The organism is Stenotrophomonas lacuserhaii (assembly GCF_014836545.1).
Lineage (GTDB): Bacteria > Pseudomonadota > Gammaproteobacteria > Xanthomonadales > Xanthomonadaceae > Stenotrophomonas > Stenotrophomonas lacuserhaii.
In genome coordinates this window covers 34985-56481 of the sequence record NZ_JACSQS010000017.1, presented here as the reverse complement: position 1 = coordinate 56481, position 21497 = coordinate 34985, and the positions used below count along the sequence as shown (strand labels likewise).

The following is a 21497-nucleotide window of genomic DNA, read 5'->3' as shown; positions in this document are numbered from 1 at the left end:
GCTACGCGCGCCTCAGCCGCCCAGGCCGAAGCGCGGGTTGGACAGCTCGCGCAGGAAGTGGTTGAAGATGCCCGGGTTCATCGCCAGCAGGAACAACACGCCGAACGCCGCACCGGCCAGATGCGCGCTGTGGTTGATGCGGTCCCCGCCCTTCTTGTCCATCCAGATGCTGTAGCCCACGTAGAACACCGCGTACAGGATGGCCGGCGCCGGGATGAAGAACACCAGGATGATCGTCCACGGGCTGAGCAGGATGAAGGCGAACAGCACCGCCGACACCGCCCCTGACGCGCCCAGGCTGAGGTAGTTGGGATTCTTCTGGTTCTTGATGTAGCTGGGCAGGATGGACACCACCAGCGCGCCCAGATAGAAGGCCGGATAGGTCAGGTAGCTGCCGGACAGCTGCACCATCACCGTTTCGATCTGGCCGCCGAAGAAGAACAGCGTGATCATGTTGAAGATCAGGTGCGGCCAGTCGGCGTGGATGAAACCGTAGGTCACCAGCCGGTCGTACTGGCGGTGGCGATCCACCGCCGGTGGCCACAGGATCAGCCGGTCGGCCAGCTTGCGGTTGTTGAACGCCAGGTAGGACACGATGGCGGTGAGGGCGATCAGCAGAAGGTTTACGGGCGTCATGTCAGGCTCAGGCGGCGCGGTAGTTGTCGACCATGCGGTAACGGCGCGCATACCAGCCAAAGGCCAGTGCGGCGACGAACGCGAAGCCAGCGAAGAAGAACATCAGGAACGCCGCTTCGCTCAGCCCGGTACTGGCGATCTGGTGGGTCACCGTATCGTTGCGCACCGCAGCGTTGGACAGCAGCACCCACAGGTTGCCGATGGTGGTGGTCAGGTTCCAGAAGCTCATCACCACCCCCTTCATCGCCTGCGGCGCCTGGCTGTAGGCGAATTCAAGCCCGGTCGCCGACACCAGCACTTCGCCGAAGGTCAGCAGCGCGTACGGCAGCATCTGCCAGAAGATCGACATCGCGTTGCCGCCATCCATCACCACCTGGATGCCGCCGACCACGACCCACGCCAGGCCGCTGAAGGCGATGCCGGCGGTCATCCGGCGCAGCGCGGTGGGTTCGAAGCCGAAACGGCGCAGCGCCGGGTACAGCACCAGGTTGTTGAACGGAATCAGGATCATCACCAGCAGCGGATTCAGGGCCTGCATCTGCGAGGCGGTGAACCAGCTGGGCATCTGCATCTGCTGGCCCTGCAGCACCCAGGTGGAGGCCTTCTGGTCGAACAGCGAGAAGAACGGCGTGGTCAGCGCGAAGATCACCAGCACGCGCAGCACCGAGCGCACGCCTTCGACGGCCTCGGCCGGATGCACCGCACGGGCCCGGTCCAGCTGCATCCAGGTGCCGCCACCGATGCCTGCCAGCACCGAGACCAGCGCCAGGCACAGGCAGATCACGATTCCCAGCGTGCCGACCAGCCCGAACGAAGCGATCGCCAACACCACCCCTGCAACGGCCAGCGCCAGGCCAGGACGGCCGCGGCCTTCGACGCGCGCGGTCAGTGCAGTGCGCACCACGTTGGCGAACGAATGCGGGTCCTTCGGTGGCAGCGGAGTCAGCACGTAGCGCTTGCGCCCCAGCCAGAACACGAAGGTCGCGATGAACATCAGGATGCCGGGGATGCCGAAGGCCCACTGCGGACCCCAGTTCTTCAGCACCAGCGGAATCAGCAGCGAGGCGAACAGCGAGCCGAAGTTGATGATCCAGTAGAAGGCATCGAAGACCAGTTTCGCCAGGTGCTTGTTGCCCTGGTCGAACTGGTCGCCCATGAACGAAGCAACCAGCGGCTTGATGCCACCGGCGCCCAGTGCGATCAACCCCAGGCCGAAGAAGAAGCCGCCGCGACTGCCTTCGAACAGCGCCAGGCACAAGTGGCCGACACAGTAGATCAGGCTGAACCACAGGATGGTGTGGTACTTGCCGAAGAACTTATCGGCCAGCCAGCCACCGAGCAGCGGGAAGAAATACACGCCGATCATGAAGCTGTGCATGATGTCCTTGGCTTCACCGGCACGGCCTTCGGCGGTGATCTCCTGCAGCAGCAGCGAGGTGATCAGGAACTGCACCAGGATGTTGCGCATGCCGTAGAAACTGAAGCGCTCGCAGGCCTCATTGCCGATGATGTACGGGATCTGGCGCGGCATGGATCCCTTGCCGGCGGGGGCGACTGCGTTATGGCTCATCCTGTAAGGCTTTCCTGCGGACACTAAAGCGCCAAGGTTACCGGAATCAAGGCACCCAGCGCACGCTGCAGGGCTGCATGACAGCGCTCGAAAAGCGTGGCAGAGACGCTGCGGGGGTCACGACGCCTGCACGGCGCAAGCGTAAACTTATCGTTATGCGCACCCCTCCTTTCCCCCTGTTGCTGTGCGTTGGCCTGTTGTTGGCTCCCTTGGTGGTCCGTGCCCAGCCGGCGGCGGCCAGTCCGCTTGCCGAACTCAGCGTGGCCAGCCTGCAGCTGCCCGCCCAGGAGGATCCGGGCTGGGAGCATCGTCGCGAAGCGATCGCCCAGCTGCTGGCCACCCTGCGACCGGACGTGATCACGGTGCAGTCGGTACTGCAGGAGGGTCGTCGCAATCCGGCCTGCTGGCTTGCCAGCCGGCTGCGCTACAGCTGCGATTTCATCACCTCCGATCCGCCCAGCCAGGCCCAGCGGCACGGCAGCGCGATGCTCAGCCGGCTGCGCGTGGAAGAAGACGGCGTCACCCTGCTGCATCCCCCGGGACGCTTCAGCGCTGCGGGCATGATGCGCGTCGCCGTCGGCGAGGGGCAGGTCAACATCTATGTGGCACGGTTGCGGCCAGAGCCGGATACCGCGGCCAACCGCCAGCACCAGACCAACGACCTGATGGCCTGGATCGCCGCGACCTCCGACGGCCACCCGAGCCTGGTCGCCGGTGATTTTTCCGCCAGCAGCAGCGAGGTGGTGCGCGGCATGCCCGGCTTCCAACCGGCGCGGCGCAACCCCTCGGCACGGGCGGAAAAGCCCGGCGCGGCGAACGGCAGCGTCGACAGCCACGGGCTGGACGTGCTGTTCCAGGTCAAATCGTTCAGCGGAAAGCGCCAGCAGCGCATCGAACTGCCGGCCGAGGGTGAAATGCCGCTGCTGCCACTTGGCGTGATGGCAGTGCTGCGACTGCAGGCTCCGGCCGGCTGAGGCGACGCTGCGCACCGGCGCAACGAAAAAGGGCCGCGCTGGAGTGCGCGGCCCTTCTGCTTCTACCGGAACGCTGTTGCGATCAGGCAACCGCTTCCTGGTAACGACGCTCGACTTCATTCCAGTCGATCACGTTGAAGAACGCGCCGATGTATTCCGGGCGACGGTTCTGGTACTTCAGGTAATAGGCGTGCTCCCAGACATCCAGGCCGAGGATCGGCGTGTTGCCTTCCATCAGCGGGCTGTCCTGGTTGCCGGTGCTTTCCACCACGACCTTCTTGTCCGGGGTAACGCTCAGCCACGCCCAGCCACTGCCGAAGCGCGTCAGCGCTGCCTTGGTGAAGGCGTCCTTGAACTTGTCGAAGCCACCGAGATCACTGTCGATCTTCTTGGCCACCTCACCGACCGGATTGCCGCCGGCGTTGGGCGCCATCACGGTCCAGAACAGCGAATGGTTGGCATGGCCGCCGCCGTTGTTGCGCACCGGGCCCTGCAGGTTTTCCGGCAGCGACTTCAGCTTCTTGACCAGCTCTTCAACCGGCAGATCGGCGTACTCGGTGCCTTCCAGCGCTGCGTTGACGTTGTTGATGTAGGTCTGGTGATGCTTGGTGTAGTGGATCTCCATGGTGGCCGCATCGATATGCGGTTCCAGGGCGTCATAGGCGTAGGACAGCTTGGGCAGGGTGTAGGCCATGGTGCATCTCCTCGTAGCTTGGGGACCTGGCTGACGCCAGGTGGTGCACGGTAAATGATGGGGACAGGTGTGAAGATTACCAAGAGGGATGTAAAGGAAACTTCGTCCTGCAGGTGACCGTGGTGCGACAGCGTGGCCCTCATGCGCGATGCAGTCCGGCGGCGTTACAGTGGCCACTGTTTCCACGCCTGCCGTCGCCATGCGCAATCCCCGCCTGCTGATTACCGCCATCGCCCTGCTGCTGCTCGGGCTGGTGGGCAACCATTTCCTGCAGCGCCCGTCCAAGCCGCAGTTCGCGCCCAGCCTGTCCGGCACGCCGGCGCCGGCGGCCACCTCGGCCGCCCCGGCGCCCCATGCCGCGCTGCCGGGCTTTCTGCCTGCCGAAGCGCGCCAGACGATCGCGCTGATCCAGCGCGGCGGCCCGTTCCCGCACCGCCAGGACGGCAGCGTATTCGGCAACCGCGAGCAGCGGCTGCCGCAACGCGAGCGCGGTTATTACCGCGAGTACACCGTGGAAACGCCGGGTGCCGGCAACCGCGGCGCACGCCGCATCATCACCGGCGGCAAGCCACCGGACGCCTGGTATTACACCAGCGATCATTACGAGAGCTTCCGCAGCTTCAATGTGCCCGCGCAGGGGGCCGTGCCATGACCCACGATGCCTTCGGCCTGGGCCTGCATGACCTCAACAACGCTGGCGTGTATGCGATAGGACAGGGCGACGAGGCCGCGCTCGCCGCCGCCATGCGCGATGCCGGCCTGCTGGTGCGCCGGGTCGATCTGGAAGGGGTCGCAGACAAACGTACGCTGCTTGCACGACTTGCCGCGCAGCTGGATTTCCCCGCCGGGTCCGGCGGCAACTGGGACGCGCTGTCGGACAACCTGCGCGACCTGTCGTGGCTGGGCGCCGCAGGCGGGCACGCACTGTTCCTGGATCGCATCGACGCCCTGCGTGCGCAGGACGCGGCCAGCTTCGACACCCTGCTGGATATCCTCGACGAGGCCAGCCAGTACTGGGCCGAGCAGGACCTGCCGCTGTGGGCGTTCCTGTCCAGCGGATACTGAGCGGTCAGCGGACGCTGCCGTTGTCTTCCTGCAGCTCTTTCTTGAACGGAATGTCCGGCGGCGGACGCGCGATGGCCGGCTGGTCCTGCATGTTCGGATCGTTGAGGCCGCACCCACCGCCGAACTGCAGCACCGAAATCACACAGGAAATCTTCGTGCTGGTACCCGGCAGCGGAATTTCGACCGACTGCACGCCGCGCCGCACCCACTCGGCCAGCAGCGATTCATTGGGCACCCAATACTTGTCGAACGAGGTCGGGGTGTAGTCATACGGCGGTCGCTTGAGCCAGGTGCCGGACTGCGCGATGCGGTCGCGGCTCCAGCCATCGTTGTCACCGCCAGGCGCACCGCGATCGGTGTTGCCGGCGCCGTCCTGGCCGGGAACGCGCACGCTGCCGTCCGCGTTGAAGACGCCGCTGCCCTGCCCGGCATCACGATTGGCCTGCGCGCCCGCACTGCTGCCGGGACGATCACGGGTGGATGCACCCCAATCATCACCGCGCGCCGGCGTGGCCCAGTTGCCCGGCGTTGGACGCGCCTGCGCACCCGCCTGGCCCGGCGCGCGCGATGCGGCGGTAGATGCCGAAGCCGCTGCAGCCGCTGAAGAAGACGATGAGGCCTGGGCAGCCGCGGTCGCTGACGGGCGCGGGTTGGCGCTGGCAGCGGCGTTGGCAACGGCACGTTCGCGCACGGTCGGCTCGGTAGTGGGCCGCGTGCGCAGCGCCGGCTCGCGCCCGGGCACCGTCGGCACGCTGATCGCAGGCGCGGTCACGGTAGCCACTTCGCGTTCGCGCACGACGGTGGGCTCACGCGGGGCAACCTGCACCGCTACATCTGACTGTGGCAGTCGCAGCGGCGTCGGCGCCTGCACCGCAAGCGGGACCTCGCGCTCACGCACCTGCACCCTGGTTTCAGACGGTGCACGGGTGCGCACGGGCGTCACCGGACGCGGCGTGAGCACGACCGGGGCCTGCACGACCTGCACCTCGCGTTCGCGAACCAAGGGCGCCGCCTGGCGCGGGACCACGGTGACTTCGGTACGCGGCACGCTGACCGGCGGCACCACGAAATCGGTTGTTGCCTCGGCCACGTCCGTCGCCTGTACCGGCGGCGTCGGCAGCGGCGGCGTCGGTGCAGGCGGCGTCGGCTCGGCAGGCGTGGGTTCGGACACCATCGCAGGCGCGGCAGCGGCTGCGTCCGGGGCCGGCTGCGCCGCTGCGATGGACGCTGCCGACGCGCTGTCCCGTGCTTCGGACGGGGGTGCCGCTGGGCCGTCCGCCGAAGCCGCACCGGCCTCGGCAGCTGCTGCGGCCTCGCTGCCGGGCTGCTCGCCGCCACCTTCCTGTGCGCCCTGCCCGATGAACTCCACCTGCACGCGCTCGCCCTCCCCACCCTGGGTATCCGGCTGCGAAGAACGCACCAGTGCCACCCACAACAGCAGGAAGGCAAACAGCAGGTGCAACAGCAGGCTCACCCCTGCGGAAGTCCAGCGCATCCAGCGCTGGTCGCGCGGGGCCGGATCCCATTGCTGCCATCCCAGGCGACGCAGCGCCTGCCACATCGTCAGTCCTGGCAGGCGCCCACGGCTGGCCGGTAGTGGGCGCGGCAGCAGCACCGCAACCAGCTCACGTGCATGCTGGGGACGCGGCAGCGGCGGACGCGCGCGCAGCCAGATGGCCCACCCATACGGCAGGCCGGTCTTCTTTTCCAGAATGGGCGGCTCCTGCTGGCGCGCCAGCAGGGCCTCGATCCACTGCGCAGCCCGGGATGACGGCACGCAGCGGGCGTCAGGCGACGTTGCCGCGCGGCATGTACGGCGCCTGCCCACTATCGTGGTCGGTGGCATCACGTACCGCCGTAATGCCCGGAACCCGGCCCATCAGCGTCTTCTCGATTCCCTGCTTCAACGTGACATCGGCCATGCCGCAGCCCTGGCAGCCGCCGCCAAAACGCAGCAGTACCACGCCGTCGGCGGACACTTCCTGCACCGCGACCTTGCCACCGTGCGAGGCGAGCTGCGGATTGACCTCGTTCTCCACCACCCAGTGCACGCGCTCCACCAGCGAGGCCGCATCACCGGGCGCTTCGCCCTTTATGCGCGGCGCCTTGATGGTCAGCTGCTGGCCGCCGGCGTTGCCGGTGACGATGTCGATCTCGGCGCCGTCCAGCCAGCCCACGCTGTCGGAGGCCACGTACAAGGTGAAGCCGTCGCAGTCCACCGCCCACTCGTCGCCGAGCAGGTCGGCCGGTTCGGCGAACTCAAGCCGGGCATCGGCGCGGGGGGTGCCGGGGTCGACCGCAGACACGCGCACGCCCATGCCAGGCACGCCTTCGCGTTCGATCAACTTGCGGAAATGGGTCTGGGCGGTGTCGGAGATCTGGATCATCGGGCTATTCTAACGAAGTACCTGTTACGCGATCATTCGGTTTATACACTGGACCGCGCAATGTTCAGTCAACGATTTCAGAGGTAGAGCATTCCATGAACGATCTGGTCCCGCTGGAACAGGCCCATTGCATCCCCCGCCGGGGCAACGAGCACCGCCTGGGGCAGGCCCGGCTGGCGGAACTGCTGCCGCAGGTGCCCGGCTGGGAACTGGTCGAGAATGGCCAGGCCCTGCAGCGTACCTTCCGCTTCAAGGACTATTACCACACGCTCGCCTTCGTCAATGCGCTGGCCTTCATCGCCCACCGCGAGGACCACCACCCCGACCTGGGGGTGCATTACGACCGCGCCGTGGTGCGTTATTCCACGCACGACGTGGGCGGGCTGAGCGAGAACGATTTCATCTGCGCTGCCAAAGCATCGGCCCTGACGGAGTGACTGCCATGACCCTGCGCCTGTTGATCCTGCCCCTGCTCGCCACCGGCCTGGCCGCCTGTGGCTCCGGCGAGCCGGCGACCCCGGCCGCGCCGGCCACCCCGCCGACCGAAGTCGCCGCGGTCAAGACCCCGCCGCCGCAGTACCCGATCGAACTGGCCTGCAGCGGCGTGGGCGGCACCACCACTCTGAAGGTCGTGGTGGGAGTGGAAGGCAAGCCTACCGAAGTGACCCAGCTGACCAGCAGCGGCAACCCGCAGCTGGACGAACAGGCACGCACCGCCGTGCAGGGCTGGCAGTTCAACGCCGCCAGCCGCAACGGCCAGAAGATGCCCGCCACGATCCAGGTGCCGGTGAGTTTCAACCCGCCGCAGCCGCGCCCGGATGAATGCTTCGCGGTGGAAGAACGCCTGCGCCGCGGCGGCTGATGCCAGCCTTCCGCCACGGCCCGCCGGCGTCCTCCCTCCCTCCCCAACGCCCCGCCCGAGCGGGGTGATCGCCAGCTGAAGGATTGCACCGGCAGATGCTGCAGATTTCCACCGAGAACGTCTGGATCGCCTTGGCGGTCACCCTGGCCGCGGGTCTGGCCACCGCGCTCGGCAGCCTGATGGTGTTGTTCGCAAAACGTCCCAACCCTCGCCTGCTGGCCTTCGGGCTGGCGTTTGCCGGCGGCGCGATGGTCTACGTGTCGTTGTCGGAGATCCTCAACAAGTCGATCGACTCGTTCACCCAGGCCTACGATCCGCGCCTCGGCTTCACCTATGGCACCCTCGCTTTCCTGCTGGGCATCCTGGTGATCATGGGCATCGACCACCTGATCCCCAACCCGCACGAGAGCCTGGACGCGAAGGATCCGGGCTTCCGCGCCGACAACAAGGCCTATATCAAGCGGGTCGGCCTGCTGACCGCCGTGGCGATCACCGCGCACAACTTCCCGGAAGGCCTGGCAACCTTCTTCGCCACGCTGGAAAGCCCATCGGTGGGCATGCCGCTGGCCTTCGCCATCGCCATCCACAACATCCCCGAAGGCATCGCCATCGCGGTGCCGGTGTACTTCGCCACGCAGAACAAGTTCTACGCCTTCGCGGCGAGCCTGCTGTCCGGCCTGGCCGAGCCGATCGGCGCGGCGATCGGCTATTTCCTGTTGTCCGGCTCGCTGAACCACGCCACCTTCGGCTGGGTATTCGGGCTGATCGCCGGGGTGATGGTGTTCCTGGCGCTGGACGAGCTGCTGCCGGCGGCCAAGCGCTACGCGCAGGGCCACGAAACGGTGTACGGGCTGGTGGCGGGCATGATGACCCTGGCGTTGAGCCTGGTGCTATTCAAGTGGTGAGTGGGTTGGCGAACGGGTGAAACCCCCTCGCGGGTGGCGGCCTGCTGAAGCTGCCTTCTGGGGCAGGTCCGGGGGGGGGGGGGGGGGGGGGGGGGGGGGGGGGGGGCGGGGGCGTAGAGCGCCATGGATGGCGCGAAACGAGGCCCGCAGGAGCGGCTTTTGCCGTCCCCCGCACAGCCCCGGCGCCCGGCCCAACCCGGGATGCGGCTAGAAAACCACCCACCGCGAGGGGCTCCGCCGTTCGCCGACCTACTTCAGCCGATCCAGCGCCTCGACCAGCTCCTCGGCCAGTGGCGCGTTCAACACGTAGGGGGTCTTGCCCGCGTCCAGCGCGAACTCCAGCGAGGCGGCATGCAGGAACAGTCGCTTCAGCCCGATCTGCTCACGAAAGCGCTTGTTGACGACAGGATCGCCGTATTTGTCGTCACCCGCCACCGGATTCCCCAGATGCTGGGCGTGCACGCGGATCTGGTGGGTGCGCCCGGTTTCGATCCGCACCTCGCAGTAGGAATGGCCACCGCGGCGCTCCAGTACCTTGAAGTGGCTGATCGACGGCTTGCCGATCGCATTCACCTGTACGTGGCGCTCTCCGCCCTGGCGCAGGCCGACGTGCAGCGGCGCGTCCACCGTCATGGTGCCGTCGGGCATTCGCCCGGCCAGCAGGGTCAGGTATTTCTTGCGGATGCCGGCGCCGTGGTCCTCGCGCAACAGCGCCTGCAGTTCGCTCAGCGCAGAGCGCTTCTTGGCCACGATCAGCAGGCCGGAGGTGTCCCGGTCCAACCGGTGGACCAGCTCCAGCGTCTTGCCCGGACGCAGCGCCCGCAGGGTTTCGATGGCGCCGAAGCTGATCCCGCTGCCGCCATGGCTGGCCACCCCGGACGGCTTGTTCAGGGCCAGCAGGCGCTCGTCTTCATACACGATGGCCTGTTCCAGCCGGCGCATGAACGACTCCGGCGGACCGGTCCTGTCGCCTTCCTCGCTGAGATGGACCGGCGGAATGCGGATCACCTCCCCGCCTTCCAGCTTGCGCTCGGCCTTGGCGCGGCCGCCGTTCACCCGCACCTGACCGCTGCGGACCAGCTTGTAGACCAGGCTGCGCGGTGCCCCTTTCAGTTGTCCGAGCAGGAAATTGTCCAGCCGCTGTCCCGCCCGGTCGTCGGGAACGGTGATCATGCGCACGGAAGGCTTGTCGGAGTTGGGGTTTGCGGGGTCTTGAGCAGTCATCAGCCTGTTTATTCTGTTACACTCGGGCGGCGAGATAAGGGATTGATTTCGTTGGAAGTTACTCCGGGCCAGAAGCCTGTCTTCCAACGAATCCGGCACAGCGCGCGACCACCGCCCCCGGGGCGGCCATGTTAGCGGCTCACCGGCGCTCCCGGCCATCGCCGATTGCCTGACACGCAGTCGCGCTGAACATGTCCCGCGTGGCGCTCCAGTTTTGGCTGACAGCTGCCGCCGGTCCCGTAACACCCAAAACCAGATAACAAGAGCGCTCCCGCGGCCTGCCGTGGTGTCGTAGCGCTGGAAACCCGGGCCACCCTCCCCGCGCCTGCGCGAATGGGCGGCCAGCCGTATCCAGAGGCGAAACTCCATGGCGTTCCGCGCGGTAGCCGCTTGCGAGGAACGCAACAATGAAGCGAATGCTGATCAACGCCACGCAGGCCGAAGAACTGCGTGTAGCCATCGTGGATGGCCAGTCGTTGTATGACATCGACATCGAGCAGCCGGCCAAGGAACAGAAGAAGTCCAACATCTACAAGGGCCGGATTTTCCGCATCGAGCCCTCGCTGGAAGCCGCCTTCGTCGAATACGGCGGTGGCCGCCATGGCTTCCTGCCGCTGAAGGAAATCTCCCGCGATTACTTCCAGGCTGGCGTGGACCACAACAAGGCCGGCATCAAGGAGCTCCTGCGCGAAGGCCAGGAAATCGTGGTGCAGATCGACAAGGATGAACGCGGCAACAAGGGCGCTGCCCTGACCACGTTCATTTCGCTGGCCGGCCGCTACATGGTGCTGATGCCGAACTCGCCGAGCGCCGGTGGCGTCTCGCGCCGGATCGAAGGCGAAGACCGCGCCGCCCTGAAGGACGCGCTGGACAAGCTGAACATTCCCGACGAAATGGGCGTGATCATCCGCACCGCCGGCGTCGGCCGCGATGCCGAAGAGCTGCAGTGGGACCTGGATTACCTGCTGAACGTGTGGCGCGCCATCGCCGAAGCGGCGCTGAGCAAGCCCGCCCCGTTCCTGATCTACCAGGAATCGCGGCTGATCGTGCGTGCCCTGCGCGACTACCTGCGCGCGGACATCGGCGAGATCCTGGTCGATACCGAAGAGATGTACCAGCACGCCCGCGAGTTCATGCAGCAGGTGATGCCGCAGACCCTGCGCAAGCTCAAGCACTACACCGATGACATCCCGCTGTTCAACCGCTTCCAGATCGAGTCGCAGATCGAAGGCGCCTACGAGCGCAACGTGCGCCTGCCGTCGGGCGGCTCGATCGTGGTCGACCAGACCGAAGCGCTGACGGCCATCGACGTGAACTCCTCGCGCGCCACCAAGGGCAGCGACATCGAGGACACCGCGTTCCAGACCAACCTGGAAGCGGCAGAAGAAGCGGCCCGCCAGCTGCGCCTGCGCGACCTCGGCGGCCTGGTGGTGATCGATTTCATCGACATGTCCTCCAACAAGCACCAGCGTGAGGTCGAGAACCGCCTCGCCCAGGCGCTGAAGTACGACCGCGCCCGCGTGCAGGTCGGCCGCATCTCGCGCTTCGGCCTGCTGGAAATGAGCCGCCAGCGCCTGCGTCCGAGCCTGGGCGAATCCAGCCAGCTGGTCTGTCCGCATTGCGACGGCCACGGCCGCATGCGCAGCGTGGAATCGCTGTCGCTCTCGATCATCCGCGTCGCCGAAGAGCATGCGATGAAGGAAAACACCGGGCAGGTGCTGGTCCAGGCCCCGGTCGAGATCGCCAACTACCTGCTCAACGAAAAGCGCAGCGCGCTGCGCGAAATCGAAGCGCGCCACGAAGCCCCGATCGTGATCGTGGCCGACGAGCAGCTGCACACCCCGCATTACACCGTGACCCGCCTGCGCGAAAACGAGCTGGGCGAGGAAAGCGGCAAGCCGAGCTACCAGCGCGGCACCCCGCGCAAGCTGCCGGTCCATGCCCTGACCAAGGGCCAGCTGAACATTCCGCCGCCGGCCGTGACCCAGGTCCAGCACAACTCGCCAGCGCCGATCCGCGAAGAAGCCGCGCCGCAGCCGGCTCCGGTCCCGGTAGCCGCTCCGGTCGCCGCTCCGGCTGCCACCGGCGGCGTGGTCGGTTGGTTCAAGCGCATCTTCGGTGGTGAACCGGCGGTCGCACCGGCACCGGCACCGGCCGCACGTGCCAACGGCGGTGATAATGGCCGCAAGGACCGCAACGGCAAGGATCGCACCGGCAAGGACCGCAAGGACCGCCGTGACGACAGCCGCAGCGCCGGCAACGGCGCCTCGCAGGCACAGGGCCAGGGCCGCAAGGAACGCGGTGAGCGTGGTGAGCGTGGTGAGCGCCGCCAGGGCAATGCACAGGGCGGCAACGCACAGGTCGCTGCCACCGCCAATGCACAGGGCGGCAACGGCAATGGCCAGCAGCAGCCGAAGCAGCGCCAGGAACAGGGCCAGCAGGGTGGCAAGCAGCGCAATGAGCGCGGCGAACGCACCGAGCAGGCCCAGGGACAGGCGCCGGCACAGGGCCAGCAGCAGCCGAAGGTGAAGCAGCCGCGCCAGCCGCGTGTGCAGGATGGCGACAAGCCGCAGCGCGACGGCAGTGACATTGCCGCCGCGGCAACCGTCGCGGCGATCACGCCGATGGGCCTGGACGCTGCCGAAGCCGCATCGCGCCTGGCCAACCAGCAGTTGCGTGGCGAAGAGGTCGACAGCCACACCGCGACCGCGGCATCGCCGGCAACACCGCAGGCAACCGAGGCAGCACCGGCCACGGCACGCATGCCGGTTGCCGACACCGACGTCGAAGAACCCAGCGCGGTCAGTGTTGAAGGCGCCGAAGGCACCGAAACGCCGGCCACGGATGACGGCAGCAGTGAAGGCGGCTCGCGCCGTCGTCGCGGTCGTCGCGGTGGTCGTCGTCGTCGTCGTGGCAATGCAGAAGGCACCGCATCGGATTCGCTGGGTCATGACGATTCCGACGAAGACGAGAACGACGCCGAAGAGCAGGACGCGACCGCGGTTTCGGTTCCCTCTGAAGTGGGTGACACCGAAAAGCGCCAGCCGGCCTCGAGCCGTCCGCAGCCGGAGTTCGACTTCGACGACGAAGGCGATGCCCCGGCTCCGATCGAGCGCGAGAAGCGTGCAGCCGCGGTGCTGGCGACCGCCGCCATCGTGCCGGCCGCGGCCAGCGCAGTGACTGCCGAGCGGGCTCCTGTGGTTGAAGCACCGAAGGCAGAAGCGCCCAAGGTGGAAGCACCGAAGGTCGAGGCGCCGAAGATTGAAGCAGCGCCCGCATTCGTGGCATCGCCCCGGATCGACACCCCCGCCGAAGCCGTCGCCGACGTGGAACCGGTGAAGCCGGCCGTCAGCGCCGACGTTGCCCGCCCGCAGCACGACGCCGCCACTCCGGTGCAGGCAGAAGTGCCGAAGGCCGAAGCGCCCGCCGCGGCGGCCCCGGTCGCAGCGGTCGAGCAGGCACCGTCCTGGCAGCCCGTGCCGCCGGCAGCGCCCAAGGTCGAGGCCGTCCCGGCCGAAGCCGAAGCGTCGAAGCCGGCCCCGGTGGCGGCTGCGTCTGCCCCGGTGCAGACCAGCATGCTGGACGCCATCGAACCCGCTACGCCGCAGGCCCCGGCCGCCACCGTATCGGCGGCGGTTGAGCCGGTCGTGGCTCCGGTTGCCGCTCCGTTGCCGGCTGCGGTCGCCGCACCGGCAGTGGTCGAAGCGGTGGAAGCCGCCGAGCCGGCGATCCTGGCCGGCGGCACTGATGCCGCCGCCCAGGCCGCCGTCGTGGCCCAGCCGGAACCGGCCGCCGCATCGAAGGTCACCGAAACGGCGACCAGCGAGACGGATGCCGAGGAAGACAAGGCCAAGCCGGGCAACCTGCCGCAGGGCTGATCCGCTGCCGTGGTGAAAACGAAACAGCGGCCTTCGGGCCGCTGTTTTTTTGTGCCTGGTGGCTGACCGCTAGCGCCGAGCCATGCTCGGCGAGTGCAACGGCAAGGGCGTGACGACCAACGCTGGTCACCCACCAGAGCAGAGGTTGACGGCCAGCGGCCGTCAGTGCCCGGCGGCGGCGCCTTGGCGCTGCTCCGCCGCCGTATCCGGCGCGAACTGCAGGCGCGTCCATACACCGTAATGGTCCGACGCCCAGCGGCCGCCCGCGTCGGGCTGGTCGAACAGAATCTTCGCCTCACGCGCCAGCAGCTCGTCCTGCTGGAAGAAGATATGGTCGATGCGCGACGGCGCCTTGAAATAATGACGGTTGAGGGTGCTGACGCCACTCAGGTCATTGTTGACGTGCACGCTGCCGTAGCTGTCTCCGTAATGACTGCGCAGCTCGCTCAGATCCCCTGCATCGACCATCGCGTTGAAGTCGCCTGCGATCACCACCGGCGCGCCGGCCGAGGTGCTGCTGATGAAGCGCAGCAGGTCCTCTACCTGCGCCCGCCGGGTCTGGATGCCCAGCTCATCGGAACGCTCGTTGAGATGGGTGGCGTAGACATTGATCGGCCTCCCATCCACTTCGATGCGCAGGTGGCCCACCGTGCGGTAGTCGCCCAGCGGCTGCAGCAGGTGCTGGCCGCGAGCGAGGACCGGCCGGCGGGTCAGCAGCGCATTGCCATAGCGTTTGCCCGCCCCGGCCGGATCGGTCGAAACGAACAGGTACGAATAGCCCAGCCGGTTCGCCAGCCACTCGGCCTGGTTGCGCACGTTGCGCTTCTGGATCACTTCCTGCAGCGCGATCGCGTCCGGCTGCAGCCGCTGCAGCTCGGCCAGGATGGTCTTGCGCCGCTCCGGCCAGTCCTCGCGATCATGGTGCAGGTTGAAGGTCACCATGCTCATGCCCGCTTCGCGCGTCATCCCCGGCGAAGCGCCGGTCGTTGCCGCGACCGCTGCACCCGACCGCAGATCCGCCGCCATGCCCCCACCGGGCAACAGCAACGCCGCACCCACGGCACAGCCAAGCATCATCCGCACGACACCGCGCGCGCACTTCCCGCCCCTCACCCGCATGCTGCTCACCCCTTGCGTTCGGCCCGGCGCACGGCGGCCGGGACCTCGATCTCGATCTTCGCCGGCACCTGGTGCACGTGCAGTTCACCGCCAATCCATTCCACCGGCTCGCCATTGATCGTGGTCGCGCCGGGCTCGCCCGGATACGGCCAAGGCAGCACCAGGCCGCCGGCCGGTGGCAGTACGCCGGCTGCGACCTCCAGCACCAGTCGCTTGTCGCTGCGCTGCAGCCGGTAATCCAGCTGGCCCTGCGGCGTGCGCAGGCCCTTCACCGCGACGCCCTGCCCCTCGAACCAACGCACCGGCACGCCGGCGGCAAGCACCAGCGACTGGTCCACGTCGCGGTTGTAGGCAAACATGTCCAGTGCCGAGCGCACGAAATCCGACGCCACCCAGGCATGCGGCAGGTCGCCGACGAAGAACGGCTTGCGCGGCGTGCGCGATACCACTTCGGCCCACTGGTTCCAGGCCTGCGGCGAGCGGTCCTTGAAGAAGAATTCGGTCGCCTGCCAGGCGCGGTCACGCCAGCCCAGGCGCACGAACGCAGCGACGTTGCGCCATTCGTAGGGGGTGTAATCCTTCCACTCGCGCTTGCCGTCGCGGCGTGCCACGAACTCGGTCCAGTAACGCTGGAAGGTGTTGTCCAGTTGCGGTTGCGGCAGCCGCCCCTGCTCACCGCCCGGCGCCAGTGCGATGGTCGTGGAGGTCGCATCGAAGTCGCCCAGCTCCGCCGATCCCGGCAGGAAGTCGATGTGGTGCTGGTCCATCGCCGCATACAGCGATGCCTGCAGGTCGGCGCGGAACTCATCGCGCGCGCCGGTGATCGCCAGCACTTCCATCTTCTGCAGGCGCTCGGCGATGATCCCGGCGTCCTTGTAACCACGCAGCGCCCAGAAGTTGTCCCAGTACGAATGCATCGGCTTGGCCGAATAGCCTTCGTGGCTGATCGAGGCCGGCATCATCCCGTAGAAGGCCGGGTTGCGCGCGCGGTTCTCTTCGGTGCGCTCGCTGGCGCGCAGGCGTTCCATGTAGTGGAAGGCGCCGACCACATGCGGCCACATCGCCTCCAGGAATGCATCGTCGCCGGTGTAGCGCCAGTATTCGGCGATGTTGTAGATCAGCTCGCCGTGGCTGTCGTTCTCCGGCACCGGGTCACTGCCGCGGTCATCCACGCAGCAGGGCACCTTGCCGTTGTCGAACTGGAACGGGGCATACCACTGCACGTAGTCGCGCACCGCATCGCTGCGGCCCATGCGCAGCAGGCCCTCGGAAATCATCGCGCCATCGCGTATCCAGCTGCGCCCGTAGGAGCGCGTGCCGGGCTGCAGGCGTGCGCCCACGCGGGAAATCAGCATGTGCGCCAGCGCCGTGCGCAGCGTGTCGGCCAGCGGCTGGCCTTCGCGCGGCAACTGCAGCTGCAGGCCGTCCAGCTTCTGCCGCCACATCGCCGCGACCTGCGCCTGCGCCTTGCCGGCATCGAAACCGCGCGGGTTGAAACTGCCCATTTGCGGCAGCACCAGCGCCACTTCGCGGCTCTGTCCCGGTTCCAGCTTGAACGTATACAGCAGCGCACCGGAGGCCATGCCGGTGGGATCCTTCACCGAGGTGGTGGTCGGCAGCGCGCCGCCAGCCAAGTGCATCACCTCCAGCTTGCCATCGAACGGGGTGGCGAAGCGCGCGTCCGGCGCCTGCACCGGATACAGCCGCGGCTCGCCGTTGACCTTCACCAGCCCTTCTTCCATGTCCAGGCTGTCGATACGGCTGAAGCCCCCGACGGTATTGAGGAACTGGGTCGGCGGATTGACCTGCCACGGGCGGATCGCCAGCGCCAGGGTGTACTCGTGGGCGACCTTGTCCGGATTCTTCAGTGAGTAACGGGCCACCAGCTGGGATTTTTCCGGGCTGCCCTGCACGAATCCGGTCACCGACAGCGACGCCTTGTCGTGCTGCCAGTCCACGCTGGCGATCGGCAGGTAACTGTCCTGCAGCGACTGGATCGGGCTGACATCGGCCCAGCTGACCAGCTTTCCGTCCAGCTTCAGGAACGGCTCCACGCTGAAGCTGCCACGCGCCATTTCCAGCGCGCCGTCTTCGCTGATCAGCGCCTGCTCGCGGCCGCCATCCAGGCCCAGCAGGGTCCAGCTCGGCTGCTCGCCTACGTACGCACGCGGCAGCGAACCGCGTGGCAGGTCGGCCGCCACCGAAGAAAGAAACGCATTCGGGGTGGCGGCGAACGCCAGCGGCTTCAGCGCGATATCGCGGATGCCATAGCGCCAGTTGGGGCCACCCTGCAGGTCGAAGCGCAGATAGCGCGCATCGGTCTCCGGCAGTGCCAGCCAGTCACGGCCGCCACTGCCGGCAGTGACCTCGCGCACGGTGCGCCAGTCGCGCCCATCCTGCGAGGCGCGTACGGTATAACGCGTGGCCTCCAGGCCGGGCAGCCAGTCGATCACCGCCCCGCCCACTTCGCGCGGTTTGCCCAGGTCCAGGCTGATGGTCTGTTGCTTGACCCCGCCGCTGACCCAGAACGTATCGGACTTGCCGTCGATCATGCGGTCCTGCAGCGCGGTGGCCGTGTCGGCCAGCACGTCCGGGTGCAGCGGCGAATCATCCTGCGCGGGCAGGCCCTGCAGGGTCAGCTTGTCGAAGCAGACCGTGCCGCGCCCGCCAACCTTGCTGTATATCGTGAACTCCATCGACGCGCTGCGCTTGAGTTCCTTCTCCGGCGACGGGCCCCAGGCCTTGTCGATGTGGCGCTTGCGGAACTCCACCGGCGTCCAGGCCTTGGGGAATGCGTAGCCGGGGCGGTTGACCCACCACACGTTGTCGCCGCTGGCATCGATCAACTTGAACTGCAGGTCATTGGACGGCGAGTCACCGCGCAGCTGGAACCCAAAGCGGTAGTTGGCCGGGTAGTCGATGCTCAGCGCGCGACGCACGCCGACATAGCCGGATACCTCGTGGAAGTCGTAATCCAGGCACATCGCGCGGCCGCCGCCGGCACCGGCGACGTTGCGCAGCGAGCCGCTGACCTGGTCGGACAGCACCAGTGTCCACTGGCCCATGTCGTCGAAATCATCGATGACCTTCGGTGCAGGTGCGGCAGGAGGCGGGGCAGCAACTGCCACGCAGGACCACAACAACGCCAGGCCAGCGATGATTTTCCGGTTCACCCTTTGACACTCCCCAACATGAGACCTTGAATGTAATAGCGCTGCAGCAGCAGGAACAATGCCAGCACCGGGATCACCGTGACCACCGCGCCGGCCATCATCATCTCAACGTCCATGATGTGTTCGCGTGACAGCGTGGCAAGCGCCACCGGCAGGGTGTAGTGCTCCTGGTCGGTCAGCACGATCAGCGGCCACATGAAGTCGTTCCACGCGCCCATGAAGGTGAAGATGGACAGGGTGACCAGCACCGGCTTGAGCATCGGCAGCACGATCTGGAAGAAGATCCGCATCTCCCCTGCCCCGTCCATGCGCGCCGCTTCCAGCAGTTCGTCCGGGATGGAGCGCGCGTACTGGCGCACCAGGAAGATACCGAACACGGTGGCCAGCGCCGGCACGATCACCCCGCCGAAGCTGTTGACCAGGCCCAGCTGCTTCATCAGCAGGAACAGCGGCAGCATCGCCACCTGCGCCGGGATCACCAGCGCGGCCATCAGTACCTGGAACAGGCGGTCACGCCCGACGAAGCGCAGCTTGGCGAAGGCATAGCCGGCCATCGTGTTGAGCAGCAGCGAACCCAGCGTGATCGCCACCGACACCAGCAGGCTGTTGGCGAAGTTGACGCCCATGCCGGTCCGCGCGAACAGCTCGTGGTAGTTGGCGAAGGTGACGTGCGAGGGCGTCAGCGGCGGCGGGAACGTGGTGGCCTCGCCGGCCGGCATCACCGACACCGACACCATCCACAACAGCGGCGCCAGGCTGACCAGCGCCAGCACCAGCAACCCACCGTTGATCCACCATCCGTGCCAGCGTGACTGGCCGATTTCGCGACTCATACCATCTGCCTTTTGCGCCCGAAGCGCAGCATCACCGAGGTCACCGCCAGGATGATCAGGAACAACAGGAACGCCACCGCCGATGCCCGGCCGAGGTTCCACCACTTGAAGCCTTCTTCGAACATGAAGTACAGCACGCTCACGGTGCTCTGCAGCGGGTCGCCGCGGGTCATCACGTAGGGTTCGGCGAACAGCTGGAAGTAGCCGGACACGGTGATCACCCCGACCACCAGCAGCACCGGGCCGAGCATCGGCAGGGTGATGTGCAGGAACTGCTTCCAGCGCGATGCGCCGTCGATGCGCGCGGCCTCGTACAGGTCATGCGGGATCGCCTGCAGGCCAGCCAGGAAGATCACCATGTTGTAGCCGAAGTTCTTCCACACCGCGAACAGCATGATCGTCGGCATGGCCCAGTCCGGATCGCCCAGCCAGTCGATCGGGCTGATGCCGATGTGCCCCAGCCCGTAGTTCACCAGGCCATAGCTGGTGTGGAACAGGTAGCGCCAGATCACCGCCACCGCCACCAGCGTGGTCACCACCGGGGCGAACAGCGCGGTACGGAACAGGGCCTTGAAGCGGGCCGCCGGCGCATTGAGCAGGATCGCCGCACCCAGCGACACCGCGATGGACAGCGGCACGCCGATCACCACGAAGTAGGTGGTGTTCCACAGCGACTTCCAGAACATCGGGGTCTGCAGCAGGTCGATGTAGTTGCCCAGTCCGACAAAGCGCAGGTTGGCGCCGTCGGCCAGCGAATACAGGTCGAAGTCGGTCACGCTGAGCGCCAGCGCCGAGGCCACCGGCAGGCCGAAGAACACGCCCAGCACGATCACCGCCGGGGCAGCGAAGATCCAGCCGGCAAGCGAAGAACGGTTCATGGCTGGCCTCCCGTGGCCGCAGGCGCAGCATCGCCCGGTTGTCCGGTGGCCTGCTCATGCATCCAGCGACGCTTGGCCAGTACCTTGTCCACACGGTCGTCCAGCTCGGTCACGGCCGCATCCTGCGCCTGCCCACCACGCACCACCTTTTCGGTGACGATGCGCATTTCCTGCACGATGCGCTCCCATTCCAGTACCTTCGGGGTCGGCTTGACGCGCTCGAGCTGGTCACGGAACGCAGCCGCCAGCGGATCACCCGCCAGCGACGGGGCCTGCCAGGTGCTGCGACGCGGCGGCAGGTCGCCGATGATGGAATGGAAGCGTTGCTGGATCTCCGGGCGCGACAGGAACTCGATCAGCTTCCACGACGCTTCCTTCTGCTGCGCCTTGCGGAAGATCACCAGGCTGGTGCCGCCGGCGATGCCGGCACCGGGGCCATCCGGCCCGGGCAGTGCGGCGGTGCCCCACTTGCCGGCCAGTTCCTTCGGCTCCAGCTTCTTGAACTCGCGGATGTTCCAGGGGCCGGAAATGTAGAAGACATTGAAGCCCCGGAAGAACTCATCCCAGACGTTGGAGATCTGGGTTTCGGACATCTTCGGCGCCCAGCCCTTCTCAAACATGTTGGCGTAGAAACCCAGCGTCCTGCGGAAACCGGGGCTGCGGAAATTGCCGCGGGTATCGTCATCGCGCAGCAGCGGGTCCGGCTGCTGCAGGGCAAAGGACAACTGCTGCTCGAATTCGTTGATCGGCATCAGCACCGCGTAGCGGTTCGGGCCCTGCATCTTCTTGATGTCGGCCATCTGCTGTTCGAACTCGGCCCAGGTGCGCGGCGGCGCATCGTGGCCGGCCTGCGCCAGCAGGTCCTTGCGGTAATACAGCAGGCGGGTATCGACGTACCACGGCACGCCGACCACTTCACCGTGGATCACGTTGGTGTCCCAGATGCCCGGGAAATAATCGGCAGGCTCGACCACCGTGGAGCGGTCGATGTACGGCTGCAGCGGCTCCAGCGTATTAAGCTCGGCGAACTCCGGGATCCACGTATTACCGAGCTGGCAGACATCGGGCAGCCCGTCTGCGGCGAACGCGGTCAGCAGCTTTTCGTGCGCGGCCGTCCACGGGATGTTCTGCACGTCCACGCGGATGCCGGGATTCTCGGCCTCGAACTCATGGATCAGCTCGGCCACCACTTCGGCCTCGCGTCCCATCGCCCAGAAGCGCACCGTGGTGCCCTCTTCCTTGCGCGCGCAGCCCGCCAGCACCAGGCCGGCCACCAGCGCGGCGACCCAGCGCAGGCGA

18 protein-coding genes are annotated in these 21497 nt (G+C 67.0%); 7 read left to right on the top strand and 11 right to left on the bottom strand.

The features are described 5' to 3' along the window. Positions 1-12: 12 nt before the first annotated feature. Both H9654_RS14455 and H9654_RS14450 read right to left on the bottom strand, forming a co-directional pair. Complete coding sequence (locus H9654_RS14455) at positions 13-636, bottom strand: rhomboid family intramembrane serine protease (protein ID WP_191771502.1); 624 nt, start codon at positions 634-636, stop codon at positions 13-15. A gap of 7 nt (positions 637-643) precedes the next feature. Beyond that, positions 644-2206: a POT-type proton-dependent oligopeptide transporter gene (locus H9654_RS14450; RefSeq protein ID WP_191771493.1), complete on the bottom strand. Its 1563-nt coding sequence runs from the start codon at positions 2204-2206 to the stop codon at positions 644-646. Between the two features lie 155 nt (positions 2207-2361). On the opposite strand from H9654_RS14450, the gene H9654_RS14445 reads away from it, so the two are divergent. Beyond that, positions 2362-3180: an endonuclease/exonuclease/phosphatase family protein gene (locus H9654_RS14445; RefSeq protein WP_191771491.1), complete on the top strand. Its 819-nt coding sequence runs from the start codon at positions 2362-2364 to the stop codon at positions 3178-3180. Between the two features lie 82 nt (positions 3181-3262). Here the strand turns inward: H9654_RS14445 and H9654_RS14440 are convergent, their stop codons facing one another. Continuing rightward, on the bottom strand, positions 3263-3874 hold the full coding sequence (locus H9654_RS14440) for a superoxide dismutase (RefSeq protein ID WP_191771489.1): 612 nt from the start codon (positions 3872-3874) through the stop codon (positions 3263-3265). Positions 3875-4073: 199 nt separating this feature from the next. Between H9654_RS14440 and H9654_RS14435 the strand changes: the two genes are divergently transcribed. Together H9654_RS14435 and H9654_RS14430 are read left to right on the top strand one after the other, a co-directional pair. Further along, positions 4074-4526: a guanyl-specific ribonuclease gene (locus tag H9654_RS14435; RefSeq protein WP_191771487.1), complete on the top strand. Its 453-nt coding sequence runs from the start codon at positions 4074-4076 to the stop codon at positions 4524-4526. Then, positions 4523-4939 (top strand): barstar family protein, encoded by a 417-nt coding sequence (locus tag H9654_RS14430; RefSeq protein WP_191771485.1) that lies wholly within the window; start codon positions 4523-4525, stop codon positions 4937-4939. Before H9654_RS14435 ends, H9654_RS14430 begins: the two co-directional genes overlap by 4 nt. 4 nt (positions 4940-4943) lie before the next feature. Here the strand turns inward: H9654_RS14430 and H9654_RS14425 are convergent, their stop codons facing one another. Beyond that, positions 4944-6716, bottom strand: coding sequence for a hypothetical protein (locus tag H9654_RS14425; RefSeq protein ID WP_191771484.1), 1773 nt, complete (start codon positions 6714-6716; stop codon positions 4944-4946). 10 nt (positions 6717-6726) lie between these two features. Continuing rightward, complete coding sequence (locus H9654_RS14420) at positions 6727-7326, bottom strand: NfuA family Fe-S biogenesis protein (RefSeq protein WP_101098566.1); 600 nt, start codon at positions 7324-7326, stop codon at positions 6727-6729. A 95-nt stretch (positions 7327-7421) separates the two neighbouring features. Here H9654_RS14420 and H9654_RS14415 point away from each other — a divergent pair, with 95 nt between their 5' ends. The 3 genes from H9654_RS14415 to zupT all read left to right on the top strand — a co-directional run bounded on the left by H9654_RS14415 (position 7422) and on the right by zupT (position 9093). Continuing rightward, the gene (locus H9654_RS14415; RefSeq protein ID WP_042613277.1) at positions 7422-7763 is read left to right on the top strand and encodes a 4a-hydroxytetrahydrobiopterin dehydratase; all 342 of its coding nucleotides are present in this window, start codon (positions 7422-7424) and stop codon (positions 7761-7763) included. Between the two features lie 5 nt (positions 7764-7768). After that, positions 7769-8188 (top strand): energy transducer TonB, encoded by a 420-nt coding sequence (locus tag H9654_RS14410; protein WP_191771482.1) that lies wholly within the window; start codon positions 7769-7771, stop codon positions 8186-8188. Positions 8189-8283: 95 nt separating this feature from the next. Further along, on the top strand, positions 8284-9093 hold the full coding sequence (gene zupT, locus H9654_RS14405) for a zinc transporter ZupT (RefSeq protein WP_191771480.1): 810 nt from the start codon (positions 8284-8286) through the stop codon (positions 9091-9093). Positions 9094-9342: 249 nt separating this feature from the next. Here zupT and H9654_RS14400 read toward each other — a convergent pair whose 3' ends face one another. Beyond that, entirely contained in the window at positions 9343-10317 is a 975-nt protein-coding gene (locus H9654_RS14400; protein ID WP_101098496.1) for an RluA family pseudouridine synthase, read from the bottom strand. Positions 10318-10724: 407 nt separating this feature from the next. Between H9654_RS14400 and H9654_RS14395 the strand changes: the two genes are divergently transcribed. After that, positions 10725-14195: an Rne/Rng family ribonuclease gene (locus H9654_RS14395; protein ID WP_191771478.1), complete on the top strand. Its 3471-nt coding sequence runs from the start codon at positions 10725-10727 to the stop codon at positions 14193-14195. Positions 14196-14357: 162 nt separating this feature from the next. Here the strand turns inward: H9654_RS14395 and H9654_RS14390 are convergent, their stop codons facing one another. The 5 genes from H9654_RS14390 to H9654_RS14370 are packed head-to-tail and all read right to left on the bottom strand — an operon-like array spanning position 14358 to position 21493. Next, positions 14358-15272, bottom strand: coding sequence for an endonuclease/exonuclease/phosphatase family protein (locus H9654_RS14390; RefSeq protein WP_406833481.1), 915 nt, complete (start codon positions 15270-15272; stop codon positions 14358-14360). A gap of 47 nt (positions 15273-15319) precedes the next feature. Then, positions 15320-18487: a discoidin domain-containing protein gene (locus H9654_RS14385; protein WP_191771474.1), complete on the bottom strand. Its 3168-nt coding sequence runs from the start codon at positions 18485-18487 to the stop codon at positions 15320-15322. Beyond that, a complete protein-coding gene (locus H9654_RS14380) occupies positions 18484-19320 on the bottom strand; it encodes a carbohydrate ABC transporter permease (protein ID WP_042615044.1) in 837 nt (278 codons plus the stop codon). Before H9654_RS14380 ends, H9654_RS14385 begins: the two co-directional genes overlap by 4 nt. After that, complete coding sequence (locus H9654_RS14375; protein ID WP_057506835.1) at positions 19317-20198, bottom strand: carbohydrate ABC transporter permease; 882 nt, start codon at positions 20196-20198, stop codon at positions 19317-19319. The genes H9654_RS14380 and H9654_RS14375 overlap by 4 nt, the downstream gene beginning before the upstream one ends. Further along, positions 20195-21493: a sugar ABC transporter substrate-binding protein gene (locus H9654_RS14370; protein ID WP_406833483.1), complete on the bottom strand. Its 1299-nt coding sequence runs from the start codon at positions 21491-21493 to the stop codon at positions 20195-20197. The genes H9654_RS14375 and H9654_RS14370 overlap by 4 nt, the downstream gene beginning before the upstream one ends. Positions 21494-21497: the final 4 nt, after the last annotated feature.

What these genes read in the sequence shown, in the direction of transcription:
- zupT (WP_191771480.1), top strand. Translation starts at nt 8,284, where the DNA reads ATGCTGCAGATTTCCACCGAGAACGTCTGGATCGCCTTGGCGGTCACC.
- H9654_RS14450 (WP_191771493.1), bottom strand. Translation starts at nt 2,206, where the DNA reads ATGAGCCATAACGCAGTCGCCCCCGCCGGCAAGGGATCCATGCCGCGC.
- H9654_RS14445 (WP_191771491.1), top strand. Translation starts at nt 2,362, where the DNA reads ATGCGCACCCCTCCTTTCCCCCTGTTGCTGTGCGTTGGCCTGTTGTTG.
- H9654_RS14415 (WP_042613277.1), top strand. Translation starts at nt 7,422, where the DNA reads ATGAACGATCTGGTCCCGCTGGAACAGGCCCATTGCATCCCCCGCCGG.
- H9654_RS14395 (WP_191771478.1), top strand. Translation starts at nt 10,725, where the DNA reads ATGAAGCGAATGCTGATCAACGCCACGCAGGCCGAAGAACTGCGTGTA.
- H9654_RS14375 (WP_057506835.1), bottom strand. Translation starts at nt 20,198, where the DNA reads ATGAACCGTTCTTCGCTTGCCGGCTGGATCTTCGCTGCCCCGGCGGTG.
- H9654_RS14390 (WP_406833481.1), bottom strand. Translation starts at nt 15,272, where the DNA reads ATGATGCTTGGCTGTGCCGTGGGTGCGGCGTTGCTGTTGCCCGGTGGG.
- H9654_RS14380 (WP_042615044.1), bottom strand. Translation starts at nt 19,320, where the DNA reads ATGAGTCGCGAAATCGGCCAGTCACGCTGGCACGGATGGTGGATCAAC.
- H9654_RS14430 (WP_191771485.1), top strand. Translation starts at nt 4,523, where the DNA reads ATGACCCACGATGCCTTCGGCCTGGGCCTGCATGACCTCAACAACGCT.
- H9654_RS14410 (WP_191771482.1), top strand. Translation starts at nt 7,769, where the DNA reads ATGACCCTGCGCCTGTTGATCCTGCCCCTGCTCGCCACCGGCCTGGCC.
- H9654_RS14420 (WP_101098566.1), bottom strand. Translation starts at nt 7,326, where the DNA reads ATGATCCAGATCTCCGACACCGCCCAGACCCATTTCCGCAAGTTGATC.
- H9654_RS14435 (WP_191771487.1), top strand. Translation starts at nt 4,074, where the DNA reads ATGCGCAATCCCCGCCTGCTGATTACCGCCATCGCCCTGCTGCTGCTC.
- H9654_RS14455 (WP_191771502.1), bottom strand. Translation starts at nt 636, where the DNA reads ATGACGCCCGTAAACCTTCTGCTGATCGCCCTCACCGCCATCGTGTCC.
- H9654_RS14400 (WP_101098496.1), bottom strand. Translation starts at nt 10,317, where the DNA reads ATGACTGCTCAAGACCCCGCAAACCCCAACTCCGACAAGCCTTCCGTG.
- H9654_RS14440 (WP_191771489.1), bottom strand. Translation starts at nt 3,874, where the DNA reads ATGGCCTACACCCTGCCCAAGCTGTCCTACGCCTATGACGCCCTGGAA.